At 55.5% G+C, this 22,454-nt stretch carries 21 protein-coding genes; 11 read left to right on the forward strand and 10 right to left on the reverse strand.

Annotated elements, in window-relative coordinates:
• The first annotated feature begins 4 nt into the window (after window positions 1-4).
• The 7 genes from D5066_RS17720 to phoU all read left to right on the forward strand — a co-directional run bounded on the left by D5066_RS17720 (window position 5) and on the right by phoU (window position 8,434).
• Window positions 5-2,515, forward strand: a complete 2,511-nt coding sequence (locus tag D5066_RS17720) for a fimbria/pilus outer membrane usher protein (RefSeq protein WP_119916793.1) — start codon at window positions 5-7, stop codon at window positions 2,513-2,515.
• A 9-nt stretch (window positions 2,516-2,524) separates the two neighbouring features.
• On the forward strand, window positions 2,525-3,598 hold the full coding sequence (gene stgD, locus D5066_RS17725; RefSeq protein ID WP_119916701.1) for a fimbrial protein StgD: 1,074 nt from the start codon (window positions 2,525-2,527) through the stop codon (window positions 3,596-3,598).
• A gap of 245 nt (window positions 3,599-3,843) precedes the next feature.
• A complete protein-coding gene (gene pstS, locus D5066_RS17730; protein ID WP_080329742.1) occupies window positions 3,844-4,884 on the forward strand; it encodes a phosphate ABC transporter substrate-binding protein PstS in 1,041 nt (346 codons plus the stop codon).
• A gap of 127 nt (window positions 4,885-5,011) precedes the next feature.
• A complete protein-coding gene (gene pstC / locus D5066_RS17735; protein ID WP_080329743.1) occupies window positions 5,012-5,971 on the forward strand; it encodes a phosphate ABC transporter permease PstC in 960 nt (319 codons plus the stop codon).
• Window positions 5,971-6,861, forward strand: coding sequence for a phosphate ABC transporter permease PstA (pstA, locus tag D5066_RS17740; protein WP_119916703.1), 891 nt, complete (start codon window positions 5,971-5,973; stop codon window positions 6,859-6,861). Before pstC ends, pstA begins: the two co-directional genes overlap by 1 nt.
• A gap of 47 nt (window positions 6,862-6,908) precedes the next feature.
• Window positions 6,909-7,682, forward strand: a complete 774-nt coding sequence (pstB, locus tag D5066_RS17745; protein ID WP_010426574.1) for a phosphate ABC transporter ATP-binding protein PstB — start codon at window positions 6,909-6,911, stop codon at window positions 7,680-7,682.
• A gap of 26 nt (window positions 7,683-7,708) precedes the next feature.
• Window positions 7,709-8,434, forward strand: a complete 726-nt coding sequence (phoU, locus tag D5066_RS17750) for a phosphate signaling complex protein PhoU (RefSeq protein ID WP_008500182.1) — start codon at window positions 7,709-7,711, stop codon at window positions 8,432-8,434.
• 44 nt (window positions 8,435-8,478) lie between these two features.
• Here phoU and yieH read toward each other — a convergent pair whose 3' ends face one another.
• Window positions 8,479-9,144 (reverse strand): 6-phosphogluconate phosphatase, encoded by a 666-nt coding sequence (gene yieH, locus D5066_RS17755; protein ID WP_119916705.1) that lies wholly within the window; start codon window positions 9,142-9,144, stop codon window positions 8,479-8,481.
• A gap of 166 nt (window positions 9,145-9,310) precedes the next feature.
• Here yieH and adeP point away from each other — a divergent pair, with 166 nt between their 5' ends.
• Window positions 9,311-10,648, forward strand: a complete 1,338-nt coding sequence (adeP, locus tag D5066_RS17765; protein WP_139784207.1) for an adenine permease AdeP — start codon at window positions 9,311-9,313, stop codon at window positions 10,646-10,648.
• A 91-nt stretch (window positions 10,649-10,739) separates the two neighbouring features.
• Here the strand turns inward: adeP and D5066_RS17770 are convergent, their stop codons facing one another.
• The 9 genes from D5066_RS17770 to rpmH form a co-directional block, all read right to left on the reverse strand.
• On the reverse strand, window positions 10,740-11,306 hold the full coding sequence (locus D5066_RS17770) for an NADPH-dependent FMN reductase (RefSeq protein WP_080329747.1): 567 nt from the start codon (window positions 11,304-11,306) through the stop codon (window positions 10,740-10,742).
• A gap of 36 nt (window positions 11,307-11,342) precedes the next feature.
• A complete protein-coding gene (locus D5066_RS17775) occupies window positions 11,343-12,089 on the reverse strand; it encodes a 4'-phosphopantetheinyl transferase family protein (protein ID WP_119916706.1) in 747 nt (248 codons plus the stop codon).
• Between the two features lie 122 nt (window positions 12,090-12,211).
• Window positions 12,212-13,183, reverse strand: a complete 972-nt coding sequence (gene yidZ / locus D5066_RS17780) for an HTH-type transcriptional regulator YidZ (protein ID WP_080329749.1) — start codon at window positions 13,181-13,183, stop codon at window positions 12,212-12,214.
• Complete coding sequence (locus D5066_RS17785; protein ID WP_119916707.1) at window positions 13,152-14,327, reverse strand: MFS transporter; 1,176 nt, start codon at window positions 14,325-14,327, stop codon at window positions 13,152-13,154. Before D5066_RS17785 ends, yidZ begins: the two co-directional genes overlap by 32 nt.
• Window positions 14,328-14,438: 111 nt before the next feature.
• A complete protein-coding gene (gene mnmE, locus D5066_RS17790; protein WP_048961460.1) occupies window positions 14,439-15,803 on the reverse strand; it encodes a tRNA uridine-5-carboxymethylaminomethyl(34) synthesis GTPase MnmE in 1,365 nt (454 codons plus the stop codon).
• Window positions 15,804-15,875: 72 nt separating this feature from the next.
• On the reverse strand, window positions 15,876-17,519 hold the full coding sequence (gene yidC, locus D5066_RS17795; protein ID WP_119916708.1) for a membrane protein insertase YidC: 1,644 nt from the start codon (window positions 17,517-17,519) through the stop codon (window positions 15,876-15,878).
• Window positions 17,520-17,521: 2 nt separating this feature from the next.
• A complete protein-coding gene (gene yidD, locus D5066_RS17800; protein WP_001307474.1) occupies window positions 17,522-17,779 on the reverse strand; it encodes a membrane protein insertion efficiency factor YidD in 258 nt (85 codons plus the stop codon).
• Window positions 17,743-18,102 (reverse strand): ribonuclease P protein component, encoded by a 360-nt coding sequence (rnpA, locus tag D5066_RS17805; protein WP_014072458.1) that lies wholly within the window; start codon window positions 18,100-18,102, stop codon window positions 17,743-17,745. Before rnpA ends, yidD begins: the two co-directional genes overlap by 37 nt.
• A 16-nt stretch (window positions 18,103-18,118) precedes the next feature.
• A complete protein-coding gene (gene rpmH / locus D5066_RS17810) occupies window positions 18,119-18,259 on the reverse strand; it encodes a 50S ribosomal protein L34 (RefSeq protein ID WP_000831330.1) in 141 nt (46 codons plus the stop codon).
• 599 nt (window positions 18,260-18,858) lie between these two features.
• Between rpmH and dnaA the strand changes: the two genes are divergently transcribed.
• Genes dnaA through recF form a run of 3 tightly spaced genes read left to right on the forward strand, consistent with a single transcriptional unit; the run spans window position 18,859 to window position 22,431 of the window.
• Window positions 18,859-20,253 (forward strand): chromosomal replication initiator protein DnaA, encoded by a 1,395-nt coding sequence (gene dnaA, locus D5066_RS17820; protein ID WP_119916710.1) that lies wholly within the window; start codon window positions 18,859-18,861, stop codon window positions 20,251-20,253.
• A 4-nt stretch (window positions 20,254-20,257) separates the two neighbouring features.
• Window positions 20,258-21,358, forward strand: coding sequence for a DNA polymerase III subunit beta (gene dnaN / locus D5066_RS17825; RefSeq protein WP_008500170.1), 1,101 nt, complete (start codon window positions 20,258-20,260; stop codon window positions 21,356-21,358).
• Window positions 21,358-22,431 (forward strand): DNA replication/repair protein RecF, encoded by a 1,074-nt coding sequence (gene recF / locus D5066_RS17830; RefSeq protein ID WP_045260850.1) that lies wholly within the window; start codon window positions 21,358-21,360, stop codon window positions 22,429-22,431. The genes dnaN and recF overlap by 1 nt, the downstream gene beginning before the upstream one ends.
• Window positions 22,432-22,454 lie beyond the last annotated feature (23 nt).

Genomic DNA, 22,454 nt, shown 5'->3' on the forward strand with positions numbered 1-22,454 from the left:
TGATATGGGATGTTTCCGTTTTTTCATAGCGCTGGCCTCGGGGGTATCTCTCGGCTTTTCAGGAGTGACGCTGGCAAAAGATATCTTTAACCCTGCGCTTCTCGAAATTGACCATCCGGTGGATGTTGATATCCACCAGTTTAACCGCGCCAATACGTTACCTGCGGGCTCTTATAAGGTTGATATTCATGTTAACGATGAGTTTATCGATAGCCGGGAGGTCACTTTTATTGAAGATAAGGCTGGCGATAGGCTGCATCCCTGTTTTAAGCACGTCAGGACGGTGCTTGCGGAGATCGGGGCTAAGGTGGCGGCGATCGGTTCGCTGGATCGCCTGGACGAAAACGCCTGTGTGGACCCTACCCCGCTGATCCCTGGCGCCACATGGACGTTCGATACCGATAAGCTGCTGCTCAACGTCACGCTGCCGCAGATTTACATTGATACCACCGCCCGCGGCACCATCAATCCTGCCCGCTGGGATGAAGGTATTAATGCGTTGATGATGAACTATGACTTTTCCGGCTCCAGCACGTTGCAGTCTGATGACGACGACAATAGCGATTTCTACTATCTGAACCTGCGAAACGGGGCGAACATTGGCGCGTGGCGTTTACGCAATTACAGCACGCTAAACATCATTGACGGTCATTCGGATTACCATTCCATCAGCACCTATGTGCAGCAAAACCTCGCGGCGTTACGCAGCCAGATCATGCTGGGTGATACCTGGACCGCGAGCGATGTCTTCGACAGTACCCAGGTGCGCGGCGTGCGACTGTATACCGATGATGAAATGCTTCCTTCCAGCCTGACGGGCTTTGCGCCGGTCGCGAAAAGCAATGCGACGGTGATTATTCGGCAGAACGGCTACATCATTTATCAATCTGCCGTGCCGCAGGGACCGTTTGCGCTTAAAGATTTAAACACCACCAGCTCCGGCGGCGACCTCGACGTGACCATCAAAGAAGAAGACGGCAGTGAGCAACACTTCACGCAGCCCTACGCCTCGCTGGCCATCCTCAAGCGTGAAGATCAGACCGACGTTGATATCAGCGCGGGTGAACTGCGCGATAAGAGCGAATTTCAGCCCAACGTTTTTCAGGCGCAGCTTCTGCACGGCTTTCCTGCCGGGATAACGGTATACGGTGGCGTGCAGGCCGCGGAAGCGTATCGCTCGGCAGCGGTGGGGATCGGTAAAGATATGGGTGCAGTTGGCGCGTTTTCCGTCGATATCACCCAGGCACGCGCGCAGTTTACGGACGAGGACTCAGAGGCGTCCGGCCAGTCCTGGCGTTTTCTCTATTCGAAACGGTTTGATGAGACGGATACCACGCTGAGGCTGGTGGGGTATCGCTACTCAACACAGGGCTACTACACCCTCAATGAATGGGCGTCACGCCAGAACAGTCAGCGCGATTTCTGGGTAACGGGCAACCGACGCAGCCGGCTTGAAGGGACCTGGACGCAGAATTTCGGCGATGGGATGGGGAACATTTATCTCACGCTGAGCCGCCAGCAGTACTGGAAAACCGACGAAGTTGAACGGCTGGTTCAGCTTGGCTACAGCAATGTCTGGCGGTCTCTTTCCTGGAACCTCTCCTGGAACTACAGTGATTCCATCACCACGGCGCAGAGCGCGGAGTATTCAGATAGCGACGACCGAGAAAGCGAACAGGTTTTTATGCTGTCGTTCTCCGTGCCGCTGTCAGCATTGCTGCCGGACAGCTATGTGAGCTACGGCCTCACGCAGAACAACAGCGGAAAAGGAATGCACCAGCTTGGCCTGAACGGTACGGCGCTTGATAACCGTAATCTCTCCTGGAACCTCCAGCAGTCCTGGGATGCGGATGACAGTGTGTACAGCAGCAACGCGGGGGTGGGATATGACGGAACCTATGGTTCGGTTAACGGCAGCTATGACTACAACCAGGAGAGCCAGCGGCTCAACTACGGCGCGCGCGGCGGGATCCTGCTGCATGGCGATGGAGTGACGTTCTCGCAGGAGATGGGCGAAACCGTGGCGCTGATTAAAGCACCCGGCGCAGCCGGTCTGGCAATGGAAAACGGCACCGGTACGGCTACCGACTGGCGAGGTTATACCGTTCAAACGCAGCTTAATGCTTACGATGAAAACCGTGTGGAAATTGAGAGCGATTACTTTGAAAAAGCGAACGTCGAACTGGAGAACAGCGTGCTTAACGTGATCCCCACGCGAGGTGCGGTGGTGCGGGCCGAATTTATCACCCACGTTGGCTATCGCGTGCTCTTTGAGGTCACACAGGCTAACGGCAAACCGGTCCCCTTTGGCGCAGTGGCGTCTGCCGAACTGGCGACGGGCAGCGTGACGGGCATTACCGGCGAGAATGGCGAACTGTATCTTTCGGGCATGCCGGAAGAGGGAACGTTCACGCTGAAATGGGGGAGAGAAAATACGAAACCTTGCGAGGTCCATTATCAGTTCCCCAAACCAACGGGTGTTGAACTGGTTCAAACAGCGGTAATGTGCCAATAGGGAAATGAGATGAAACGACGTATCACTTTTATAGCAGTCGCCATGCTGCTTTTTACCCCTTTTTCCCACGCTGCGACGACAGAAGGCGGGGTGTGTTTCGCCATCGGCGGCACCTATATTTTCAACCTGAATCTTAACGGGGCAGAAATACCGGCAGATAAAAACCAGGCGGGAACCGAGGTGCGCGATCTGGCGACCCTGCAGTCGCCTTCCCAGTATAAGCTGGGATGTAACTGCCTGACCCATTTCACCACTACATATCGTAGCGTCTACTTCACCGCGCGTTCGCCCTTAAGCGTTGATACCGTTAAAAACGGATATACCTACTACAAGTTGAACGACCAGCTCAGCATTGCGTCCTCCATTCACGTGTTGGGACGCGACTATCTCCCCGTTCCCTTTGAGGCGGAGCCCAACCGGGTGACGTCCGGTATTTACTGCTATGCCTCCGGTGAAGAAGGCTCAGAGGCAACGCTTGATACCGGCTCTCAGGTAAAATTATCGTTTTTGATCGACAAGCCCTTTATTGGAAAAGTTACCGTTCCGGGGACGACGATTGCCACGCTCTACGGCGGTATCGATGAAGCGTCCTCTTTGGCAAGTACCGAGAAGCTCGCTGAAATAAAAATTGCCGGGGACATCGTGGTACCGCAAAACTGCGAGATCGCGCCGGGTCAGTCGCTGGAAATCGATTTTGGAAAAATTCCCGCCAGCGCGTTTTCTGCCACCAAAGGCGAGGCGGTCGGTAGCCATAAAATCCGCAAGATGATACAGGTGAAATGTACCGGCATGCTGGATGAGAACATCGTCCGATCCGCTTTCCATGCCGATCCCGTTGACGCTGACGCCACGATGATGAAAGTGAACGGCAATGATGACGTAGGGATCGTTATTTATGATAAATGGGACCGCGTCGTCAGCGTCAATGGGGGAAGCATGGAGATGGATATGGGAGCCAACCAGGGGGGCGCCGAAGTAAACTCGCTCACCTTCTCTGCCGCCCCGGCCAGCGCGACGGGGAGTATTCCGAAGCCCGGCACCTTTGAAGCCTGGGCAACACTGACCCTCGAAATTCAAAATTAATGACAACGGCTGTTTATGACAGCCGTTGTCATATTCACGTCTTTGAACCAGGCTTAACGCATCTCAGTGTGACATTATCATGACAGGGATATGATTTTATTTATATTAAAATCATTACCTTAAATCAAATACGTTGATTGTCATAAAACTGTCATAATTCGTACATTTATCTGTCACCTGTTTGTCCTATTTTGCTCATCGTAGCCACTTAAACAATGATTTACGAAATCCTTGCAGGAGACATTATGAAAGTTATGCGTACCACTGTCGCAACTGTTGTCGCCGCGACCTTATCTCTGAGCGCTTTCTCTGCTTTCGCAGCAGCAAGCCTGACTGGCGCTGGTGCAACCTTCCCTGCGCCGGTGTATGCCAAATGGGCAGATACCTACCAGAAAGAAACCGGTAACAAGGTTAACTATCAGGGTATCGGCTCCTCCGGTGGCGTAAAACAAATTACCGCGAATACCGTTGATTTCGGTGCATCAGACGCTCCGCTGTCTGACGAGAAACTGAATCAGGAAGGCCTGTTCCAGTTCCCGACCGTGATCGGCGGTGTTGTGCTGGCTGTTAACATCCCTGGCCTGAAATCAGGCGAGCTGGTGCTGGACGGCAAAACCCTGGGCGACATCTACCTGGGCAAAATCAAAAAATGGGATGACGAAGCCATCACTAAGCTGAACCCGGGCGTTAAGCTGCCTTCGCAGAACATCGCTGTGGTTCGCCGTGCGGACGGCTCCGGTACCTCTTTCGTCTTCACCAGCTACCTGGCGAAAGTGAACGAAGAGTGGAAATCTAAAGTCGGTTCTGGCTCTACCGTTAACTGGCCAACCGGTCTGGGCGGTAAAGGTAACGACGGTATCGCCGCGTTCGTACAGCGTCTGCCTGGCTCTATCGGCTACGTAGAATATGCGTACGCTAAGCAGAACAACCTGGCTTACACCAAACTGGTTTCTGCTGACGGCAAACCGGTTAGCCCAACCGAAGAGAACTTCGCTAACGCCGCGAAAGGCGCTGACTGGAGCAAATCCTTCGCACAGGATCTGACTAACCAGAAAGGCGAAGGCGCGTGGCCAATCACTTCCACCACCTTCATCCTGGTTCACAAAGAGCAGAAGAAACCTGAGCAGGGCGCTGAAGTGCTGAAGTTCTTCGACTGGGCATACAAAAACGGCGGCAAACAGGCTAACGACCTGGATTACGCCAGCCTGCCAGACAGCGTGGTTGAGCAGATCCGTGCTGCATGGAAAACCAACGTGAAAGACAGCAGCGGTAAAGCGCTGTACTAACAGGATATATTTAACGAAGATGGCGGGTGGCGCTGCGCTTACCCGCCCTACGGTTCATCCTGTAGGCCCGGTAAGCGTCAGCGCCACCGGGCATATTCGTAAGACGTCTCATAAAGAAGAGTAATTTATGGCTGCAACCAAGCCTGCATTTAACCCTCCGGGTAAAAAAGGTGACATGATTTTCGGCGCGCTGGTCAAACTGGCTGCGCTGATTGTGCTATTGCTGCTGGGCGGCATTATCGTGTCTCTGATTTTCTCCTCCTGGCCGAGCATTCAGAAATTCGGTTTCTCCTTCCTGTGGACCAAAGAGTGGGACGCGCCGAATGACATCTACGGTGCGCTGGTGCCGATTTACGGCACGCTGGTGACCTCGTTTATCGCTCTGCTTATTGCCGTTCCGGTAAGCTTCGGTATTGCGCTGTTCCTGACTGAACTGGCGCCGGGCTGGCTGCGTCGCCCGCTGGGTATTGCCATCGAACTGCTGGCGGCCATTCCAAGTATCGTTTACGGCATGTGGGGCCTGTTTATCTTTGCGCCGCTGTTTGCAACGTACTTCCAGGAGCCGGTCGGTAACGTTCTCTCTGCCATTCCGTTTGTGGGGGCCCTGTTCTCTGGTCCGGCATTCGGCATCGGCATTCTGGCAGCAGGTGTGATCCTCGCCATCATGATTATTCCGTACATTGCGGCGGTAATGCGCGATGTCTTCGAACAAACTCCGGTGATGATGAAAGAGTCGGCCTACGGCATCGGCTGCACCACCTGGGAAGTTATCTGGCGCATTGTCCTTCCGTTCACCAAAAATGGGGTGATCGGCGGCGTGATGCTGGGCTTAGGTCGCGCGCTGGGTGAAACCATGGCGGTGACCTTTATCATCGGTAACACCTACCAGCTCGACAGCGCCTCACTCTATATGCCGGGTAACAGTATTACCTCCGCGCTGGCGAATGAGTTTGCCGAAGCGGAATCCGGGCTTCACGTCGCAGCGCTGATGGAACTGGGTCTGATTCTGTTCGTTATCACCTTCATTGTTCTGGCGATTTCCAAGCTGATGATCCTGCGTCTCGCGAAAAATGAGGGGGCTCGCTGATGGCAACGCTCGAAATGCAAAATACCACTGCGCTTGCGGAATCCCGCCGCAAAATGCAGGCGAAGCGTCGTTTCAAAAACCGTATTGCGCTGACGCTTTCCATGGCAACGATGGCATTCGGCCTGTTCTGGCTGATCTGGATCCTGATGTCCACCATCACCCGTGGTATTGATGGAATGTCGCTGGCGCTGTTCACTGAGATGACGCCGCCGCCAAATACGGCGGGTGGTGGCCTGGCGAACGCCCTGGCGGGCAGCGGCCTGCTGATCCTGTGGGCGACCGTTTTCGGTACGCCGCTGGGCATCATGGCCGGTATCTATCTCGCGGAGTACGGGCGTAAATCCTGGCTGGCAGAGGTGATTCGTTTCATTAACGACATCCTGCTTTCCGCTCCGTCGATTGTCGTGGGCCTGTTTGTTTACACCATCGTGGTCGCGCAAATGGAACACTTCTCCGGCTGGGCTGGGGTGATTGCGCTGGCGCTGCTGCAGGTGCCTATCGTCATTCGTACCACCGAAAACATGCTGAAACTGGTGCCGGACAGCCTGCGTGAAGCGGCTTACGCGCTGGGTACGCCGAAATGGAAAATGATTTCTGCGATCACCCTGAAAGCGTCGGTCTCGGGGATCATGACCGGTATCCTGCTGGCTATCGCCCGTATCGCCGGTGAAACGGCACCGCTGCTGTTTACTGCCCTCTCCAACCAGTTCTGGAGCACGGACATGATGCAGCCGATCGCCAACCTGCCGGTGACGATCTTTAAATTTGCGATGAGCCCATTCGCGGAATGGCAGCAGCTGGCCTGGGCCGGGGTGCTGATCATCACCCTTTGCGTACTGTTGCTGAACATTCTGGCGCGCGTCATTTTCGCGAAGAAGAAACACGGTTAATTTTTTACGGCGCGGCAGCTCGCGGCGCCGAATGAGGAAATGAGTCAATGAGTATGGTTGATACTGCCCCGGGTAAGATTCAGGTTCGTGATTTGAACTTCTACTACGGCAAATTCCATGCCCTGAAGAACATCAACCTGGATATCGCGAAGAACCAGGTCACGGCATTCATCGGTCCGTCTGGCTGTGGCAAGTCCACGCTGCTGCGTACCTTTAACAAAATGTATTCGCTCTATCCGGAGCAGCGCGCTGAAGGTGAAATTATCCTGGATGGCGAAAACATTCTGACACAGGCTCAGGATATCGCCCTGCTGCGCGCCAAAGTGGGGATGGTGTTCCAGAAACCGACGCCGTTCCCGATGTCCATCTATGACAACATCGCGTTTGGCGTTCGCCTGTTTGAGAAGCTCTCCCGTGCCGATATGGACGAGCGCGTGCAGTGGGCATTGACCAAGGCCGCATTATGGAACGAAACCAAAGATAAACTTCATCAGAGCGGGTACTCTCTCTCCGGTGGTCAGCAGCAGCGTCTGTGCATTGCGCGCGGTATCGCCATTCGCCCGGAAGTGTTGCTGCTGGATGAGCCGTGTTCGGCCCTGGATCCGATCTCCACCGGTCGTATTGAAGAGCTGATCACTGAGCTGAAGCAGGATTACACCGTGGTTATCGTGACCCACAACATGCAGCAGGCTGCGCGTTGTTCCGATCATACGGCGTTTATGTACCTGGGCGAGTTGATTGAGTTCAGCGATACGGATGCGCTGTTCACCCGGCCCGCGAAGAAGCAAACCGAAGATTATATTACTGGCCGCTACGGTTGATTTGCCTTAGTGCATGTGGAGAAACCATGGACAACCTCAATCTTAATAAACACATTTCAGGCCAGTTCAACGCAGAGCTGGAAAGTATTCGCACGCAGGTAATGACCATGGGTGGCATGGTTGAGCAGCAGCTTTCTGATGCGATTACGGCGATGCACAACCAGGACAGCGAGCTGGCGAAGCGCGTCATTGAAGGCGACAAAAACGTCAACATGATGGAAGTCGCCATTGACGAGGCCTGTGTGCGTATTATCGCCAAGCGTCAGCCGACGGCGAGCGACCTGCGTCTGGTGATGGCGATCATCAAAACCATCGCTGAGCTGGAACGTATCGGTGACGTGGCCGATAAAATCTGCCGCACTGCGCTGGAGAAATTCTCTCAGCAGCACCAGCCGCTGCTGGTGAGCCTGGAATCGCTGGGCCGCCACACCGTGCAGATGCTGCACGACGTGCTGGATGCCTTTGCGCGCATGGATCTGGACGAAGCGGTCCGTATCTACCGTGAAGACAAGAAAGTCGACCAGGAGTATGAAGGCATCGTGCGTCAGCTGATGACCTACATGATGGAAGATTCCCGTACGATCCCAAGCGTACTGACGGCCCTGTTCTGCGCGCGCTCTATCGAGCGTATCGGTGACCGCTGCCAGAACATTTGCGAATACATTTTCTACTTTGTGAAGGGGCAGGACTTCCGTCACGTGGGCGGCGACGAGCTGGACAAGCTGCTGGCGGGTAAAGATCCGAAAGAGTGATGTTTGTGGCGGGTGGCGCTAGCGCTTACCCGCCCTACGTTAATTCAACGCGTAATATCCCACCCGCGCGCTTTCCACAACGCTGGCAGCTGCGCCAGATCGGTAAAGGTCGTCACTTTTGGATGATCGATCGGCTTGTTGTGCGGATCGGCGCAGAAATAAAACACCTCCATCCCCGCATCAATCCCTGACTGCGCGCCCGCAGACGAGTCATCCACCAGAATACAGTTCTCCACGTTGACGTTCATCGCTTTTGCCGCATGGAACATCAGCGCCGGGTCTGGCTTCCAGCGCTGGATATCGTAGCCGCTGAACAGTTTTTCCGGGAAGTGATGCAACATCTCCAGCTTGCCGAGCGAATGCTGCATTTTGCTGACCGGACCGTTGGAAACTACGCAGATTGGCACCGTCATCGCATCCAGCAGCGCGTTAGCCCCGGCAATAACCTCCAGTTCTGAGTCGAAGAGGCGTGCGACCTCGGCGCGGTACACCGGTTCCAGCTCCGCTTTCGCCAGGTCCACTCCGTGTTCTTCGTTAATGATGTCGATGATCTCGTAGAGCTTCACGCCCTTAAAGCGTTTAAACACCTCTTCGAGTTCCAGCGTAATGCCAAATTCCTGGAACATGGCCACATACGCGCGGGAACAAATGACCTCACTGTCGACCAGCGTACCGTCGCAGTCGAAAAATACCGCTTCAATTCCGGACATGCCTTTCCCTTTTTAATAAGTTTAACGTTTTCGTACGGCAGTTCACCGGGACGCAATCGTTGCCGTATAAGCAAATTCAATGTAAAAAGTATCCCGTAACCGCCACTATTGTCGCATTTTGGTATAGGATAGCGACGAATTTTCCCTCCTTGTTCGGAAATTGATGATGAGTCAACAACACACTACCCAGACATCTGGTCAGGGTCTGCTTGAGCGCGTGTTTAAACTGCGCGAGCACGGCACAACGGCACGCACCGAAGTGATCGCCGGTTTCACCACCTTCCTGACGATGGTCTATATCGTTTTTGTTAACCCGCAAATTCTGGGCGTTGCTGGCATGGATACCAGCGCCGTCTTCGTGACCACCTGTCTGATCGCCGCCCTTGGCAGCATTCTGATGGGCGTGTTCGCTAACCTGCCGGTCGCGCTGGCTCCGGCGATGGGTCTGAACGCATTCTTCGCGTTCGTGGTCGTTCAGGCGATGGGGCTGCCGTGGCAGGTTGGCATGGGGGCGATCTTCTGGGGCGCCATTGGCCTGCTGCTGCTGACCATTTTCCGCGTACGTTACTGGATGATTGCAAACATTCCTGTGAGCCTGCGCGTGGGCATCACCAGCGGTATCGGTCTGTTCATCGGTATGATGGGGCTGAAAAACGCCGGTGTGATCGTGGCGAACCCGGAAACCCTGGTGAGCATTGGTCACCTGACTTCCCACAGCGTGCTGCTGGGCGTGCTGGGCTTCTTTATCATCGCGATCCTCGCCTCCCGCAATATTCACGCGGCAGTGCTGGTGTCCATCGTGGTGACCACTCTGCTGGGCTGGATGCTGGGTGACGTACATTACAACGGTATCGTCTCTGCGCCACCGAGCGTCTCTACCGTGATTGGTCACGTTGACCTCGCGGGCTCCCTGAACCTGGGGCTGGCGGGCGTGATTTTCTCCTTCATGCTGGTGAACCTGTTTGACTCCTCCGGTACGCTGATTGGCGTAACCGACAAAGCAGGCCTGGCGGACGAGAAGGGAAAATTCCCGCGCATGAAGCAGGCGCTGTATGTGGATAGTATCTCTTCCGTGGCGGGTTCTTTCATTGGTACCTCGTCTGTTACCGCTTACATTGAATCCTCTTCCGGCGTCTCCGTGGGTGGCCGCACCGGCCTGACGGCAGTGGTTGTTGGTATCCTGTTCCTGCTGGTGATCTTCCTCTCTCCGCTGGCGGGTATGGTGCCACCCTACGCGGCAGCCGGCGCGCTGATCTACGTCGGCGTGCTGATGACGTCGAGCCTGGCGCGCGTGAAGTGGGAAGATTTAACAGAAGCGGTACCGGCGTTTATTACCGCGGTGATGATGCCGTTCAGCTTCTCGATCACCGAAGGTATCGCGCTGGGCTTTATCTCTTACTGCATTATGAAGATCGGTACCGGCCGCTTCCGCGAACTCAGCCCGTGTGTGATTATCGTGGCGCTGCTGTTTGTGCTGAAGATTGTGTTTATTGACGCGCACTAAGGTGCGGTTTGTGGTGTCAGGTGGCGCTTCGCTTACCTGACCTACTGACGAGTGTAGGCCCGGTAAGCGCTAGCGCCACCGGGCTTTTTTATCAGGCTTTAACCCGCTTAATATAATCCCCAAACGCCGTCAGCTGGCCAGACAGATGGTCACGCGTGCTCTGATCCACCACTTCACCCGTCTGCGGGTCGACCTTGTTCTGAATCACGCCACCCATAAATTCCGGCTTGTTCATCACCATCGCATCCAGGAACACCAGGATCTGACGCAGGTGATACTGGCAGCGCGCACCACCAATCGCGCCCATTGAGCTGGTCTGGATCAGCACCGGTTTGCCGGACAGCGGCTGCTCCGGTAAACGGGATAACCAGTCGATGGCGTTCTTCAGGCCGCCCGGAACCGAGTAGTTATACTCCGGCGTGACAATGACTACACCGTCAGCCTGGCGGATCTGCTCGGCTATCGCCTCCACGCTCTGCGGGAACCCTTCGTCCTGCTGGACATCCGCATCATACAGCGGGATATCGCCAATCGACGGCAGGGCGCTAATCTCCATACCTGCCGGTGCCAGCTGTGGCAACGTGCGGGCCACCATCCCGTTAAATGAACCTTTGCGCAGGCTTCCCAGTAACGTAACAACTTTCAACGTATCAGACATGATTACTCCTGTTTCATCATGATGACCCTGAATGGATCAGCTAAGGATGTATGCTTTTTCTGCCGGTAAACTGGTTAACCGCATCAGACGCGCGGCGGGCGCGTTGGCGCGCTCGGGCACATCCGGAAGGCTACTCCATCCATCTTTACTGTCAAATTCCCAGATCTTCAACCGTTCGATGGCGGGGCTCACCGCAACAGACCATATCAACACGTCTTCTGCATCGCTGAGCGCCTCTACAAGCGTGGCTTGAGCGGCACGCAGGCGTCCGGAGCCTGGCAGCAATTGCAACAGACTGGCGTCGTCTGAGGCGCACCCGCAGAGCTTGCGGATGCTCTGACGCAGGGTGATGAGCTGCGCTCTGGCCTCGACGGGATCGTTCTGGTTGCGTACCCACAGCTTTTCATTGCTGGAGAGCGGGTAGTCATCGTGCGGGCTTGCGCCATGGAACCCTCGCGTCGCACGCTGAAGCTCCATATCCAGCCCGCAATCCCCTTCGGTGGTCAGCGCCACGCCAATGATATTGCCCGTATAGGCAATGGAAAATCGCGGGAGATCCGGGTCGGCAAAGACCGGGCGGCCCTCGGGCTGAGTGATAATCTCCGGCAGTTCGCTGGTGCCGTACAGCATAAACAGCAGTTCTGCGAGAAGTGCTCTGGACGCTAAAAACCGCGTCCTGCGGTGTTCGGGAAGTTTGAGTGCCTCACTGTGACAGGCTGAAGAGAGTCTGGCCGATACGAGACGTCCGTCTGTAAGTATCCCTCTTGCAAAGTGCGTTGCCATTTTTCGCTCCTTGATAATGGTCGTAATCGGTTAAACGGTTACATGATTATCGCTTAACTTGCCTCCTGTTTTAATCAGTAAATGGGAGTAAGAGAAGCCTGAGGACCGAACTTTACATTTTCTTAGGCAAAAATTGGATCGCTGCCACCGTACAACGCCTTGATGGTCTCCCGCAGCCAGAGGATTTTCGGGTTATGGCTGTTCCGTTTATGCCAGATCAGCGTGAAGGGAACGGTCAGCTTTTCAGACTGGGCTTCGTCAATGGGAATAGGAAGCGCAATCAGCTTCCGCTGGTGGAGTTGATTATAGTGATGGCAGTAGTGCGGTGCGGTGGCGATATAGTGATGACCGGGTTGCGCCGCCATAAACATCGCCTGTTCGAAGCCCGGCAGGCTCATGGCGACAGTGCGCTCACGTCCCATCTCCTTGAGGACTTCATCAAGTGCCCAGGTGTCGCTGCGTTCCCAGAAGATACTGATATGGGGATAGCGCAGGAATGTCTCCAGGTTCCACTCCTCCTGCAAAGCGGGATGGTCTTCGCGCAGATAGACGCAGGGGCGGTCGCTAAACAGGATTTCGTAGTCGATAAACCACGGCATCAGCTTCAGCAGCTCGCGGGAACGCGGATGCGTTTCGCGTCCGGTAAAACCGAGATCGACCTCTCCGCGGGTAATGGCGTCCAGCGAGTCGTAATCCCAGTGACGCATCTTCACCGTCGCCTGCGGATAGCGCTGATTCACCTGCTCCAGCAGGGTATTAAACCGGATCAGCATCAGCGGCGTTTCTGCCGCGAGTTCGAAGTTCAGACCGCCGGGCGAATCATGGTGGAATTTGTCGAGGATCTGGTTGCCAATCTGCATCCAGTCGGCCAGATCCTGCTCCAGGCTGACCGTCAGCGGCGTGGGCAGCAGCCCTAACGGCGTTTTGACAAACAGCGGGTCGTCAAACCAGTCGCGCAGCTTGGCCAGCGATTTACTCACCGCCGACGGCGTCACGTTCATACGCTTCGCGGCTTTGGTGACGCTGCGCTCCTGCAGCAAAAGCTGCAGGCAAAGCAACAGGTTAAGATCGAGACTGCTGATGGGCTTCTTCATACTGTGCCGCGGGCTGGATGACCATAAGTAAGGTGATGCAGACTATGCTACAGCCAATCAGAATCCCGATCAGCATATTGAGAGCGTTAAGTCCGATGACCGCCGCCAGCCATATCCACAGAGACGAGCCGCAGACCTGAGCAATACCCAGCACCGAGCTTGCCACGCCTGCCCGCAGCGAGAAGGGACCGAGTGCCTGACTCATCGCCACGCCAAAGCCAACCGAGAACCCGGCGCAGATAAGAGTAATGCCCACCAACATTATTGCGTGTGAACTGGTGGCTGCCAGGATTACGCCTGCGGCGAGGAACTGCACCTGGGACGTCAACATCAGCGTGCGCTGGCGGAAGAGATTCAGCGCAAAGGGGGTCGAGAACGAGACCGCCATGCTAACCATGGCGGTTAAGGCCATCACGGTAGAATACTCACCGCGATCGAAGCCCATGGTCTCCATCAATAAAACCGGGGAAACGTTTACATACGTCAGGATCACCGCCACGCTTAGCGTGGTCACGGCCAGACGGCTTAGGAAAAAGCGGTTAAGCAGCTTCTCTGCCGGATGAATGGTCGCGGTATGGTTGGGGTGCTGCGAGCCCGGGTGGGTCTCTTTCAGCACGGCGATTGACAGGATAAACACCAGCGCACCCATGGCAGACATGGTCCAGAACAGGCTCTGCCACGGGAATTTCAGCATGATCAGATACCCCACAACCGGTGCCAGCACCGGAATGATGCAGGTTATCCCGTTCAGCATGGAGAGCACTTTGGCACGGCGCTGGGCGCTTAAGGTGTCGCGCAAAATGGCAAACGCCACCACGTAGCAGCCGCCTGCACCAATTCCCTGGACGAAGCGTCCTGACAGGAACAATGTGCTTTCCTGCGCGACCGAACACAGTATTGATGCCAGCGCGAAGACAATTGCACCGGTAATGGCGACGGGCTGACGGCCAGCCTTATCCGCGATCTTCCCGGCAAAGACCATCGACGACGCCATTCCTGCGAGGTAGGCCGAAAACGCGATGTGCAGCTGCGCTTCGCTGGCATCCAGATCGCGGGCGATGTGCGGTAATCCCACCAGATACATATCAATGCCGGACGGATAAAGCAGAACTAATGCGAAACTACAAAACAGAAAACGCGCCATAAACCCCCCATAGATGCAGGCATGCAGAATAGGGGGTGAAAAGGGATTAGGCGAGTTGCCATTTGGACAATGGTGATTTCCTGAGAGGAAATCACCATGAATTAGCGGAAACTATTTACCAATACAGAAGCTCGAGAAAATCCTGCCCAGCAGATCGTCCGACGTAAACTCTCCGGTGATCTCGCTTAGATTCTGCTGCGCCAGGCGCAGCTCTTCCGCCAGAAGTTCACCCGCCCACGCGCCAATCAGTTGCGCTTTGCCCTGGTCAAGATGGCGTGCCGCCTCTTCCAGCGCCTGCAGGTGGCGACGACGCGCCAGGAAACCGCCTTCCATGCTGGTATCAAAGCCCATGCTCTGCTTGAGGTGGTTACGCAGATCGTCCACGCCTTCACCGGTACGCGCCGACAGGCGAATCAGTGAGTGACCATTCACATCGCTGATACCCAGCGTTTCGCCGGTAACGTCTGCTTTGTTACGCACCACGGTGATCGGCAGCTTAGCCGGCAGACGGGCAATAAAGTCTGGCCAGATCTCCGCCGGGTCAACGGCGTCGGTCGTGGTGCCGTCCACCATAAACAGCACGCGGTCGGCCTGCTCGATCTCCTGCCAGGCGCGTTCAATACCGATGCGTTCCACTTCGTCGCTGGCATCGCGCAGACCGGCGGTGTCGATAATGTGCAGCGGCATCCCGTCGATGTGGATATGCTCGCGCAGCACGTCGCGGGTGGTGCCGGCTATGTCGGTGACGATCGCCGCTTCACGGCCCGCAAGGGCGTTCAGCAGGCTCGATTTCCCGGCGTTCGGGCGACCAGCAATGACGACCTTCATCCCTTCACGCAGCAGGCTTCCCTGACGCGCTTCGGCGCGAACGGCATCGAGATCGTTCATCACCTGGTTGAGCTGGGCTTCGATTTTGCCGTCAGAAAGGAAGTCGATCTCCTCATCCGGGAAGTCGATAGCCGCTTCCACGTAGATTCTGAGGTGAGTAAGTGCTTCCACAAGGTGATTCACGCGCGCGGAAAACGCGCCCTGTAACGAGTTCAGGGCGGAGCGGGCCGCCTGTTCCGAACTGGCGTCGATCAGGTCTGCAATCGCTTCGGCCTGCGCCAGGTCGAGCTTGTCGTTGAGGAAAGCACGCTCGGAGAACTCGCCCGGCTTCGCAATGCGCAGGCCGGGCAGGGTCAGAATACGTTTTAACAGCAGGTCGAGGATGACCGGGCCGCCGTGGCCCTGCAGCTCCAGCACGTCTTCGCCGGTGAAGGAGTTCGGGCCGGGGAACCACAGCGCAATGCCCTGGTCCAGCGGCGTGCCGTCGGCATCTTTAAACGGCAGGTAATCAGCGTAGCGCGGCTTTGGCAGTTTACCCAGCACCGCTTCGGCCACCTCGCGCGCCTTCAGGCCGGAGATACGCAGAATGCCTACACCACCGCGTCCCGGTGGGGTTGCCTGGGCGACGATAGTGTCGTTATGGCTCATGGTTGCTCTCGTTCAATACAAATAAAAAAGGCGGTCAATCGACCGCCCTTATTTTAGCGTTAACTTACCGAATCAGGACTTTTTCTTTTCGCGGCTATGCAGGCCACGTTTTTCCAGACCACGGTAAATCAGCTGCTGCTGGATGATGGTCACCAGGTTGCTGACGATATAGTACAGCACCAGACCTGACGGGAACCACAGGAAGAACACGGTGAAGATAACCGGCATAAAGGTCATGATCTTCTGCTGCATCGGGTCGGTCACGGTGGTCGGCGACATCTTCTGGATGAAGAACATCGTCACGCCCATCAGGATCGGCAGGATGTAGTACGGGTCTTGTGCGGACAGGTCATGGATCCACAGGGCGAACGGCGCGTGGCGCAGCTCAACGGAACCCATCAGCATGTAGTACAGCGCAAGGAAGATTGGCATCTGAATCAGCAGCGGGAAGCAACCACCCAGTGGGTTAACTTTCTCTGCTTTATACAGGGCCATCATCTCCTGGCTCTGACGCTGTTTGTCATCGCCCAGACGCTCACGCATCGCCTGAATCTTCGGCTGCAGCATGCGCATCTTCGCCATGGAGGTGTACTGCGCTTTAGTCAGCGGGTACATGATGCCACGCACGATGAAGGTGATAACGATGATGGAGAAGCCCCAGTTACCCAGGAAGCTGTGGATGAACTTCAGCAGCTTAAACAGCGGCTGAGAGATGAACCACAACCAGCCGTAATCAACGGTCAGATCCAGGTGCGGTGCAACGGCAGCCATTTTATCCTGGATTTCCGGGCCGACCCACAGGGTGCTTGCCAGGTTACCGGTTTGACCCGGCTGAACCAGAACCGGCTGAGATTTGTAGCCGATAGCGGCAAGACCGTTACCCAGGTTCGCGGTATAGAAGTTGTTGGTACCGTCGTTATTTGGGATCCATGCAGTCGCGAAATACTGCTGCAGCATTGCTACCCAACCGCCTTTGGAGCTGACATTCAGGTTTTCGTTATCGGCAATGGTGTCGAATTTGTATTTCTCATACTTCGCGTCAGGCGTGGAGTACGCCGCGCCACGGAAGGTATGCAGCGCAAAGTTGCTGCTTCCGGTGTCACGGTGAGACGGCAGATTGATGGACTGCTTCAGCTGACCAAAGGTAGACAGTTCCAGCGGTTTCGCGCCGGTATTCTGTACGCTGTAGCCCACGTTCACCGCATACTCACCGCGTTTCAGGGTGAAGGTTTTGGTGAAGGTGTTGCCTGCCGCGTCGGTGTAGGTCATCGGGATAGCGATTTCGTTCTGACCGTCAGCCAGTACGAAAGTATCTTTCTCGACGTTGTACAGTGGACGCGCACCGTTAGCCGGGTTATCCGGGCCATCACGACCGGTCAGGCCGCTCTGCGCCTGGTAGATAAACTCAGGCGTGGTTTCCAGTAACTGGAACGGTTCGGTAGACTTCAGCTCTTTCGGGTAGGTCAACAGCAGCGCCTGCTCAACATCACCACCACGGGTGTTGATAGTCAGCTCAAGCACATCGGTCTTAACCGTAATCTGTTTCCCCTGGCCACTGGCCGGTACGCCCTGATCGGCGGCGCTACCCGTTGCGGTGGTCGTAGTCTGCGTGGTCTGCTGCTGGGGTTGAGGATTTTTATCCTGCTCCCATGCCTGCCAGATCATGAAAGACACGAACAACAAAGCGATGATAAGAAGATTGCGTTGCGAATCCATCGTTAGTGTTCTCTGGTATCAAAGGGTCCTGGGGGGACGGGGTCGTCTCCACCGGGGTGTAAAGGGTGGCATTTTAATACGCGTTTCACCGTCAACCAACTGCCTTTTATCACTCCAAACCTGCGCAATGCCTCAATTCCGTAGCTTGAGCATGTTGGTGTGAAACGGCAGTGCGGCCCGAGTAGCGGACTAATCAGGCGTTGATAGACCCGAATGAGGGCTATCAGGACCCGTGAGCCAGGCGACAGTGGCGGCGCCATAATTTTTCCAACGCTTCCGAGAGAGCACGGTTATCGAGGTCGGCAACCCCTTTTTTAGCCACCACCACGAAATCCATTGAAGGCAGTTCGTGCTGACGTAAACGGAAGCTTTCACGCGTCAGACGTTTAATCCGGTTGCGTTCATGCGCTCGCTTAACGTTTTTCTTAGCGACTGTGAGACCGATGCGGGGATGCCCCAGCGAATTTTGGCGGCCGAGGATGGTGATTTGCGGCGTGCCAGCCCGTTGTGGCTGCTGGAAGACGAAAGTGAAATGAGTGGGAGTTAACAAACGTAACTCCCTGGGAAATGCTAGCTTAACCACTCAGGGGTTAGCTTTATTACTTGGAAACGGTCAGACGAGCGCGGCCTTTAGCACGACGACGTGCCAGAACCTGACGACCATTTTTAGTAGCCATACGAGCACGGAAGCCGTGAGAACGGTTGCGCTTCAGTACAGACGGTTGAAAAGTGCGTTTCATGGCGATTTCTACCTAAACTTGAAAAAATTCATGACTTTTGCGGATGCCCGACCGAGTTTCGAATGACGGACGCCGAAGCCGTGGGTGATTAAAGAGGCCGGATTGTAATAATTGTACACTCCGGAGTCAATTCTCTTTCCTTATTTCCCGCGTATTTCCGCACGATTTCGCGTGGAAAATGAGCAACGGACGACGCAGGAAGATGAGCATCACGCGCCGGGTCGAGGATTATACGGCCTCGCCAACAAAGCGCAAGGATCGTCCCGGATCTTCGTTAGATCATTTAAGCAATAAATTGTCGCTGCTCATTAAATTTTCCAATATGCGGGCTAAATCGCGGGGCACTCGCGCCAGGATCGTTTACACTTACCCGGTTTCGGATCTTCCTGTGGATAAATCGGGAAGAATCTGTGAGAAACAGAAGATCTCTGGCTCAGTTTACGCTATGATCCGCGGTCCCGATCGGGATCCCAGGATCCTGGTCAGGATAAATTGCAGATAGCAATTCGCACGTCCCCCTTTACACAGGGTCATGTCGATGTGCGCCAACAATCATGAATATTCAATAGTTTTCTTTTATTGTTCGAGTGGAGTCCGCCGTGTCACTTTCGCTTTGGCAGCAGTGTCTTGCCCGATTGCAGGATGAGTTACCAGCCACAGAATTCAGTATGTGGATCCGCCCGTTGCAGGCGGAGCTGAGCGATAACACGCTGGCTTTGTATGCGCCAAACCGTTTTGTGCTCGATTGGGTAAGAGACAAGTACCTCAATAACATCAATGGCCTGCTGAACGATTTCTGCGGGTCAGATGTTCCACAGCTGCGTTTTGAAGTGGGCACAAAGCCGGTCACCCAAACCGTTCGTGAAACCGTGAACGTCACCGCGCCCGCTCAGGCTGTTCCGGCTCCGGCGCCTCGCGTCGCACCTGCTCGTCAGGGCTGGGATAACGTCCCTGCGCCCGCTGAGCCCACCTATCGTTCTAACGTTAACGTGAAGCACACGTTCGATAACTTTGTTGAAGGTAAGTCGAACCAGCTGGCGCGCGCGGCGGCCCGTCAGGTTGCCGATAACCCCGGCGGGGCCTACAACCCGCTGTTCCTGTATGGCGGCACGGGTCTGGGTAAAACGCACCTGTTGCATGCGGTGGGTAACGGCATTATGGCGCGCAAGCCCAACGCGAAAGTGGTGTATATGCACTCCGAGCGCTTCGTTCAGGACATGGTAAAAGCCCTGCAAAACAATGCGATCGAAGAGTTTAAACGCTACTACCGTTCCGTTGACGCGCTGCTGATCGATGACATCCAGTTCTTTGCTAATAAAGAACGATCGCAGGAAGAATTTTTCCACACCTTCAACGCCCTGCTGGAAGGCAATCAGCAGATCATTTTGACCTCGGATCGTTATCCAAAAGAGATCAACGGTGTTGAAGATCGTCTGAAATCCCGCTTCGGCTGGGGCCTGACCGTGGCGATCGAGCCACCGGAGCTGGAAACCCGCGTCGCGATCCTGATGAAGAAAGCCGATGAGAACGACATCCGCCTGCCGGGTGAAGTGGCTTTCTTCATTGCCAAGCGTCTGCGCTCCAACGTGCGTGAGCTGGAAGGGGCGCTGAACCGCGTTATCGCCAATGCCAACTTCACCGGTCGTGCGATCACCATCGATTTTGTGCGTGAAGCACTGCGTGATTTGTTGGCATTGCAGGAAAAACTGGTCACCATCGACAATATTCAAAAGACGGTGGCTGAGTACTACAAGATCAAAGTGGCAGATTTACTGTCTAAACGTCGTTCCCGCTCGGTGGCGCGTCCGCGTCAGATGGCGATGGCGCTGGCAAAGGAGTTAACCAACCACAGTCTGCCGGAAATCGGCGATGCGTTTGGTGGCCGTGACCATACGACCGTGCTGCACGCTTGTCGTAAGATTGAGCAGTTACGCGAAGAAAGCCACGACATAAAAGAAGATTTTTCCAATCTAATCAGAACATTATCATCGTGACGCTATGAAATTTACCGTTGAACGTGAACATTTATTAAAACCGCTGCAACAGGTGAGTGGCCCATTAGGCGGCCGCCCAACGCTGCCTATTCTCGGAAACCTGTTGCTTCAGGTCGCGGACGGTACGCTGTCGCTGACCGGCACAGACCTGGAAATGGAAATGATCGCGCGCGTTACGCTGACTCAGCCGCACGACGCGGGCGCGACCACGGTTCCTGCACGTAAATTCTTTGATATCTGCCGCGGGCTGCCGGAAGGCGCTGAAATCGCCGTGCAGCTGGAAGGCGACCGTATGCTGGTGCGCTCTGGCCGCAGCCGTTTCTCGCTCTCCACGCTGCCAGCTGCGGACTTCCCGAACCTGGACGACTGGCAGAGCGAAGTTGAATTCACCCTGCCACAGGCGACGATGAAGCGCCTGATTGAAGCCACGCAGTTCTCCATGGCGCATCAGGACGTGCGTTACTACTTAAACGGCATGCTGTTCGAAACCGAAGGTGAAGAGCTGCGTACCGTCGCGACTGACGGCCACCGTCTGGCGGTCTGTTCCATGCCGATTGGCGATTCGCTGCCAAACCATTCGGTGATCGTGCCGCGTAAAGGGGTGATTGAGCTGATGCGTATGCTCGACGGTGGCGACACGCCGCTGCGCGTGCAGATCGGCAGCAACAACATCCGCGCGCACGTGGGCGATTTTGTCTTCACCTCGAAGCTGGTTGACGGTCGTTTCCCGGATTATCGCCGCGTGTTGCCGAAGAACCCGGACAAAACGCTGGAAGCGGGCTGCGATAGCCTCAAGCAGGCCTTTGCACGTGCGGCTATTCTCTCCAACGAGAAATTCCGCGGCGTGCGCCTGTACGTGAGTGAAAACCAGATCAAAATCACCGCTAACAACCCGGAGCAGGAAGAGGCAGAAGAGATTCTGGACGTCACCTACGCCGGGGCTGAGATGGAAATCGGCTTTAACGTCAGCTACGTGCTGGATGTGCTCAATGCACTGAAATGCGAGAACGTACGCATTCTGCTGACTGACTCCGTTTCGAGCGTACAGATTGAAGATGCCGCATCACAGTCGGCTGCTTATGTTGTCATGCCAATGAGACTGTAATGTCGCTCACCCGTCTGTTGATCCGCGACTTTCGCAATATCGAAAGCGCGGATCTCGCTTTATCCCCCGGCTTTAACTTTCTGGTTGGCGCGAACGGCAGCGGCAAAACCAGCGTGCTGGAAGCCATCTATACGCTCGGCCACGGCCGGGCGTTTCGCAGTTTGCAGATTGGTCGCGTCATTCGCCACGAGCAGGAATCCTTTGTTCTGCACGGGCGTTTGCAGGGGGCGGAGCGAGAAACCGCCATCGGCCTGACCAAAGACAAGCAGGGCGACAGCAAGGTGCGCATCGACGGCACCGACGGCCACAAGGTGGCGGAGCTGGCGCTGCTGATGCCGATGCAGCTGATTACGCCCGAGGGGTTTACTTTACTCAACGGCGGCCCCAAATACAGAAGAGCGTTCCTCGACTGGGGATGCTTTCACAATGAAGCCGGTTTCTTTAACGCCTGGAGCAACCTGAAGCGTCTGCTCAAGCAGCGTAACGCTGCACTGCGCCAGGTGACCCGTTACGCCCAGCTGCGTCCGTGGGATATGGAGTTAATTCCTCTCGCGGAACAAATCAGCCGTTGGCGTGCCGAATACAGCGCGGGTATTGCCGAAGATATGGCCGACACCTGCAAACAGTTTTTACCCGAGTTCTCTCTCACCTTTTCCTTCCAGCGCGGCTGGGAGAAAGAGACGGATTATGCCGAGGTGTTAGAGAGAAGCTTCGAGCGCGACCGCATGTTGACCTACACCGCGCACGGCCCGCACAAGGCGGATTTCCGCATTCGTGCCGACGGTGCGCCGGTGGAAGACACGCTGTCGCGCGGGCAGCTCAAGCTCCTGATGTGCGCGCTGCGCCTGGCGCAGGGGGAGTTCCTCACCCGCGAGAGCGGACGGCGCTGCCTGTACCTGATAGATGATTTTGCCTCGGAACTTGACGACGCGCGGCGCGGGCTGCTTGCCAGCCGCTTAAAAGCCACGCAGTCGCAGGTTTTCGTCAGCGCCATTAGCGCTGAACACGTTATGGACATGTCGGACGAAAATTCGAAGATGTTTACCGTGGAAAAGGGTAAAATAACGGATTAACCCAAGTTGAAATGAGCGAGAAA

Source organism: Enterobacter chuandaensis (genome assembly GCF_003594915.1).
Taxonomy (GTDB): domain Bacteria; phylum Pseudomonadota; class Gammaproteobacteria; order Enterobacterales; family Enterobacteriaceae; genus Enterobacter; species Enterobacter chuandaensis.